Source organism: Brooklawnia sp., assembly GCF_032229645.1.
In the GTDB taxonomy this organism is placed as follows: domain Bacteria; phylum Actinomycetota; class Actinomycetes; order Propionibacteriales; family Propionibacteriaceae; genus Brooklawnia.
Map to the genome: position 1 here is coordinate 1,930 of NZ_JAVTWX010000095.1, position 4,576 is coordinate 6,505.

Consider the following 4,576-nt stretch of genomic DNA (forward strand, 5'->3'; position numbering starts at 1 on the left):
GCGTCACGTCCCCAGCACTCGCCTTCAGCGCCACGTCCCCAGTAGTCGCAGTCAAGCGTCGGCTCGTGGCGGGTCTGTCCTAGCGGCTACCGGAAGGCACAGCGGCTGCCAGGATGCACGGCCCCTGCCGACAACAACTACGGAAAAGTACGGCGGCTACCGAATGTTCGGTAGCCGCCGTTACTTTCGGTAGCCGCTCGCCACCCACACGAGCATTCCACTAGCCGCTGTCACTTTCGGTAGCCGGTTGCCGCCCACACGAGCATTCCACTAGCCGCTGTCACTTTCGGTAGCCGCTCGCCGCCCACACGAGCATTCCGCTAGCCGCCGTTACTTTCGGTAGCCGCTTGCCGCCCACACAAGCCCTCGTCCGCGGCTAGAACTCGCTGCGAGCAGGCCCGGATACAACGGGAGGGTTGGCGGACGCGCCGCCGAGTTCGTCCGCGCCCAGGTACTTGTCGCTGAGCTTGCCCAGATCGATTCCGGTGGCGTCCTTGAGCAGCTGGAAGGTCTGGACGACCCCGTTGGTCACCCGCTTGGGCATCTCGCCGGCACCGTCGGTGGAGATGACGGTCAGCGTGTCGATGTCACCCATCGGAGCGGCAATCTTCTCGGCCAGGCTCGGCAGCACCGAGACGAGCATCTCGATGACCGCGGCCTCGTTGTAGCGCCCGTAAGCGTCGGCCTTCTTGTTCATCGCCTCGGCCTGTGCCTCGCCGGTTGCCAGGATGGCTGCTGCCTGCGCCTCGCCTTCAGCTCGCACTGCGTCCGACTCGGCGACACGACGGGCCTTCTCCGCCTCGCCTCGCCTGGCACCTTCAATGGCCTCGGCCTCTGCCAACGCGGTACGCCGGGATTTCTCGCCGACACCGGTCAGTCGTGCCTTCTCGGCTTCTGCCTCGGCCCGAGCGATCGCGGCGGCCTTGTCAGCGTCCGCCTGGAAGATGGCGGCGTTGCGGCGGCCCTCGGCGTCGGTCTCAACACGGTACCGCTCGGCGTCCGCGGGCTTGCGAACCTCGGTGTCGAGCTGACGATCCTTCAGCGCGGCCTGCTTCACCGCGACCTTCTCCTGCTCGGTCAAGATCGCCTGATCACGATCCGCCTGCGCGAGCGGACCTGCGGCGGCGGCCTGAGCGTTCGCAGCATCGGTCTCTGCCTTGATCTCTGCCTGCTTGAGCAAGAGTTCGCGCTCACGGATGGCGATCAGCTGTTGGGCATTGATTCGGGCCTGCTCGGCTTCCTGGCGCGACTCGGCCTCGGCGACCGCGGCGTGCTGCTGCACCTTGGCGGCTTCGGGACGTCCCAGATCGGAAAGATAGGAGCCGGCATCGGTGATGTCTTGAATCTGGAAGGTATCGAGCACCAGACCCTGGCCGGTCAGCGACGACTCTGATTCGTCCGCCACCCGCTGGGCGAAGGCAGCACGGTCGCGGATGATCTGCTCGACGCTCAGCGAACCGACGATCGAGCGAAGCGAACCGGCGAGGGTCTCCTGGGTGAAGCTCTCGATCTCGTCCTGCTGAGTGAGGAAACGTTGCGCAGCCGCACGGATGGAATCCTCATTGCCGCCGACCTTCACCAGCGCGACTCCGTCAAGGTTGAGCTTGATGCCCTGGCCCGACACTGCGCCGCGGATCTGCACCATGATCCGCCGGCTCGACAAGTCCATGATGAACAGCCGCTGAATGAACGGGACGACGAAGATGCCGCCTCCCATCACGACCTTCTGGCCCGAGAGGTCGGCGGAGATCTGTCCGGTCTCGGGATTGCGGACTTCCTTGCCTTTGCGGCCAGTGACGAGGAACGCCTCGTTCGGCCCCGCCACTTTGTACCGGCTCGCGACCAGCAAGCCGATCAGCACCACCAGGACCACCAGCCCGATGATTGCTATTACGAGAGGTGAGATTGACAAGGCAGCTCCTTCGCGTCATGAAAATGTCAGTCGTCGTCTGAGATTCACCCTACCTGTCAGGGTTCACCCTGACCGCCGGCGGCCCAGGACCACGCGTTGATGTCCACGCAAGGGCCGCCTCACACCTCCAGGACGTCGGACGGGCCGGCCGAGCCAAGCGCATCCACCGGGAGCACCTCGACCGAGGTCGCCGACAGCACTCCACAGATCCACACGCGAGTACCGGCGTCCAAAGCCACCGGCCCCTTGGCATTCAGCGTGTGCGTGTGGCCGCCGTATTGCAGCCGGATCTGGCCATAACCGCCCTCGGGGATCGCGGTGATCACCTGCGCCTCGGCTCCGATCAGGGACGCTGTGCTCGGCGCCACATCGGTGCCTTGACGACGCAGCAGACCGGTCAGCCTGCCTGCTCCCCAGCCGAGCAGAACGCCGACGACCAATCCGACGCCGATCGCGATGGGCATCAGACCCGTCAGTTCCAGCCCGATTGCGCCGCCGAACCCGAAGCCACCAAGTAGACCGGCGACTCCTGCGGTGGAGAAGACATCCGAGTCGAGGGCATCGAGATGAGCGAAGCCGTCCAAGCCGAGCGCGCCGTCCAGCACATCACCGACGAACAAAGCGACCAGCAGCAAGGCGATCCCGATGCCGCCGATGGCGAAGAAGATCGTCATTGCCGCCCCCATTCTGTTCGCCGTGGCCTGGCACTGCGTGACCCCATCCTATTGCGCGCGGCGCCACCACCCCAGGCATACAGAAGGTGGCCCTCCCCCAACCGGGGAGGGCCACCTTCAGCGATCAGGTCTAACAGCGCCCGGCTCAACGAGCGGCAGTGCCCTCGACGTAGTCGTCGTCGGAGTCCTTCAGCCAGCTGAACATCTTGCGCAGTTCCTTGCCGGTGGCCTCGATCTTGTGACCGGCCTCAGCCTCGCGCAGCTTCTTGAACTCGACGGCACCGTTGTCCTGATCCTCGATGAAGCGCTTGGCGAATGCACCCGACTGAATGTCGTCCAGCACGCCCTTCATGTTCTCCTTGACATGGGCATCGATGACGCGCGGACCCGAAACGTAGTCGCCGTACTCCGCGGTGTCGGAGATCGACCAGCGCTGCTTGGAGATGCCACCCTCGATCATCAGGTCGACGATCATCTTCAGCTCGTGCAGGCACTCGAAGTAGGCCATCTCGGGCTGGTAGCCGGCCTCGGTCAGGGTTTCGAAACCGGCCTGCACCAGGTGCGACATGCCGCCGCAGAGCACGGCCTGCTCGCCGAAGAGATCGGTCTCGGTCTCCTCGGTGAAGGTGGTCTTGATCGCGCCGGCGCGCAGGCCACCGATGCCCTTGGCGTAGCTCTTGGCCAGCTCCCAGGCATTGCCGGTGGCGTCCTGCTCGACACAGACCAGCACCGGGACGCCACGGCCATCCGCGTACTCGCGGCGGACGATGTGGCCGGGGCCCTTCGGAGCGACCATACAGATGTCGACGCCCTCGGGAGCGGTGATGTAGCCGTAGCGGATGTTGAAGCCGTGCGCGAAGAAGATGGCGTCGCCGGCCTTCAGGTTCGGTGCGATCGACTCGGCGTAGACGAACCGCTGCACCTGATCGGGCACCAGGATCATGATGACGTCGGCTTCGGCAGCCGCCTGCGCCGGGGTCACCACACGCAGCCCCTCTGCCTCGGCCTTGGCACGCGACTTGCTGGTCTCGGGCAGACCGATGCGCACATCGACACCCGAGTCGCGCAGGTTCAGCGCATGCGCATGACCCTGCGATCCATAACCGATGACGGCCACGGTGCGAGACTGGATGATCGAAAGATCGGCATCGTCGTCATAAAACATTTCTGCCATGGGGATTCGTGCTCCTTCTGTTCTACTTTGACTTCAGCGCCCAGCCTGCAAGGCAGGACGGTTCTTCTCATTGATGGACTTGTTGCCGCGGCTCAGCGCGACCTCACCCGACTTGACCAATTCGATGATCCCATAGGCGTCGAGCATGGTGATGAGTGCGGCCAATTTGTCTTCGGTGCCGGTCGCCTCGATGGTGACCGATTCGAAGCTGACGTCGACCGCCTTGGCGCGGAACAGCCCGACGACATCGAGCACAGCGCTGCGGTTACGCTCGTTGCAGCGAACCTTGAGCAGGATCAACTGACGCTGGACCGAATTCGGCTCCAATTCGATGACCTTGTAGACCTCGACCAGCTTGTTGAGCTGCTTGACCAGCTGTTCCAAGACGTTGCCTTCGTCGACCTCGGTCACCAGCGTGATTCGGGAAACACCCTCTTTCTCGGTGCTTCCCACCGCGAGGGACTCAATATTGAAGCCGCGGCGGCTGAACAGGCTTGCGACCCGGGCCAGCACGCCCGGCTGGTCGCTGACCAGGACGCTCAGAGTGTGATTGGTCACAGCTCTTCCTCCTCCCATGCGGGCGCCATGTCGCGCGCGATCTTGATGTCGTCGTTGCTGGTGCCGGCCGCAACCATCGGCCAGACCATCGCGTCCTTGCTGCAGACGAACTCGACCACGACCGGACGATCGTTGATGGCCATTGCCTGCTTGATCACCTCGTCGACCTCCTCAACGGTGGTCGCCTTCAGCCCGACGCAGCCCAATGCCTCGGCCAAGAGCGGGAAGTTCGGCACCTGGTCGGTCTTGAGATCGGTG

General features: G+C 64.2%; 5 protein-coding genes. All 5 read right to left on the minus strand.

Annotated features, from left to right (window positions below; genetic code table 11):
• Window positions 1–376 precede the first annotated feature (376 nt).
• Complete coding sequence (locus AAFP05_RS07155) at window positions 377–1,912, minus strand: SPFH domain-containing protein (protein WP_341729171.1); 1,536 nt, start codon at window positions 1,910–1,912, stop codon at window positions 377–379.
• 119 nt (window positions 1,913–2,031) lie between these two features.
• Window positions 2,032–2,586: a hypothetical protein gene (locus tag AAFP05_RS07160; protein ID WP_341729172.1), complete on the minus strand. Its 555-nt coding sequence runs from the start codon at window positions 2,584–2,586 to the stop codon at window positions 2,032–2,034.
• A 145-nt stretch (window positions 2,587–2,731) separates the two neighbouring features.
• Window positions 2,732–3,760 carry a ketol-acid reductoisomerase gene (gene ilvC, locus AAFP05_RS07165; RefSeq protein ID WP_341729173.1) on the minus strand — a complete coding sequence of 343 codons (1,029 nt, stop codon included), beginning with the start codon at window positions 3,758–3,760 and terminating at the stop codon, window positions 2,732–2,734.
• Between the two features lie 33 nt (window positions 3,761–3,793).
• Window positions 3,794–4,318 (minus strand): acetolactate synthase small subunit, encoded by a 525-nt coding sequence (ilvN, locus tag AAFP05_RS07170; RefSeq protein WP_341729174.1) that lies wholly within the window; start codon window positions 4,316–4,318, stop codon window positions 3,794–3,796.
• On the minus strand, window positions 4,315–4,576 hold a 262-nt coding region (locus AAFP05_RS07175), incomplete at its 5' end, for a thiamine pyrophosphate-dependent enzyme (protein ID WP_341729175.1). The genes AAFP05_RS07175 and ilvN, both read right to left, overlap by 4 nt.

What these genes read in the sequence shown, in the direction of transcription:
- AAFP05_RS07160 (WP_341729172.1), bottom strand. Translation starts at nt 2,586, where the DNA reads ATGACGATCTTCTTCGCCATCGGCGGCATCGGGATCGCCTTGCTGCTG.
- ilvC (WP_341729173.1), bottom strand. Translation starts at nt 3,760, where the DNA reads ATGGCAGAAATGTTTTATGACGACGATGCCGATCTTTCGATCATCCAG.